Here is a 1,123-nt window from a genome sequence, read left to right as displayed (position 1 = left end):
TCCGTGGAACCGTCGTCTACCAATACAACCTCAAAATGGTCGCCTTGCTCCAAACCCTTCTGGGCTTCAAGGGCAGCCAGGCATTTGCTCAATATTGGCAAACGATTATAGGTTGGAATAACAATGCTAAAAAGCATCTATACCTGCGGATTAATCGGCAGCGCCACCGTTGTTGGCAGTACCGGTAACGCCGTTGCCGGCACCTTCACCACGACCATCATTGCGCAGCTTGCGTTTTTTGAATTTACGGGCGTAGGCACGGTTGCGCTCTTGCTTTTCCCGTTTTAAGTTTCTGCGCTTAGACAAAGAATCAACCCCATAGATACGAAAACTTTAGCCTGACGGGTCACTCAGATTCACTTCCTGCAATTGACCGTCCTCCATCTGGATCAAACGATCTGCTATGTCAAGGATGCGTGGGTCATGGGTAACCATCAACACACCGCAGCCTTGATCTTTAGCGAGCGATTGGAGCAACTCAACAACTTCCCTACCAGTTCGACCATCTAATGCGGCGGTGGGCTCGTCGGCTAGAAGCAATTTTGGTTTTGCTGCAAGGGCTCTTGCAATGGCCACCCGTTGCTTCTGGCCCCCGGATAAATCGTGGGGGAGTTTGTTCAGTTGGTCGCCCAAACCCACTGCTCGCAACCATTCCCTCGCCATAGCGCGTCTGGATCCGTAACTAGTTCCGGGGAGAAGGTCTGCGCCCATTTGAACGTTTTGCTCAGCGGTAAGACAACGCAGCAGATTATGGCCTTGAAAAATCATGCCGATATTTGAGCGCACCCCACGGCACTGCTCCCGATTTGCACCTTTTAATGAAACTCCCAACACCTCTAAATTGCCTTGCTGAACGCTGCGCAGCGCGCCGATCAATGTGAGCAAGGTTGTTTTGCCGCAACCTGACGGACCTGTTAGCAAAACCACCTCGCCAGGATTAAGACGTAGCTGAATATTTTCCAATACCAATCGACTCATCGCACCTTTGCCGTAGCTATGGCATAGGCCATCGGCATTAATTAAAGGAGCAGTGTTTTGAAGATCCATTAAAAAATTTCGGCAGGATCTGCATCAGCTAATTTTCGCATCGCCAATAGTGCCGAGCCCAAACACATCACAAGAA

General features: G+C 50.2%; 3 protein-coding genes. All 3 read right to left on the bottom strand.

Annotated elements, in window-relative coordinates; all coding sequences use genetic code 11:
• The coding region (locus tag AC2JC8_RS05050) for a glycosyltransferase family 2 protein (protein WP_484594296.1) at nt 1-137 on the bottom strand (137 nt) is incomplete at its 3' end.
• A gap of 13 nt (nt 138-150) precedes the next feature.
• Nucleotides 151-306, bottom strand: a complete 156-nt coding sequence (locus AC2JC8_RS05045) for a hypothetical protein (protein ID WP_106500986.1) — start codon at nt 304-306, stop codon at nt 151-153.
• A 27-nt stretch (nt 307-333) separates the two neighbouring features.
• Nucleotides 334-1,047 (bottom strand): DevA family ABC transporter ATP-binding protein, encoded by a 714-nt coding sequence (locus AC2JC8_RS05040; RefSeq protein WP_484419821.1) that lies wholly within the window; start codon nt 1,045-1,047, stop codon nt 334-336.
• Nucleotides 1,048-1,123: the final 76 nt, after the last annotated feature.

The sequence above is a fragment of the Synechococcus sp. genome (assembly GCF_982614295.1).
The sequence above is the reverse complement of the archived record's forward strand: the minus strand, read 5'-3'. Positions and strand labels throughout refer to the sequence as shown.

Excerpts from the sequence above, each read along its gene's own strand:
- AC2JC8_RS05040 (WP_484419821.1), bottom strand. The coding sequence starts at position 1,047 with ATGGATCTTCAAAACACTGCTCCTTTAATTAATGCCGATGGCCTATGC.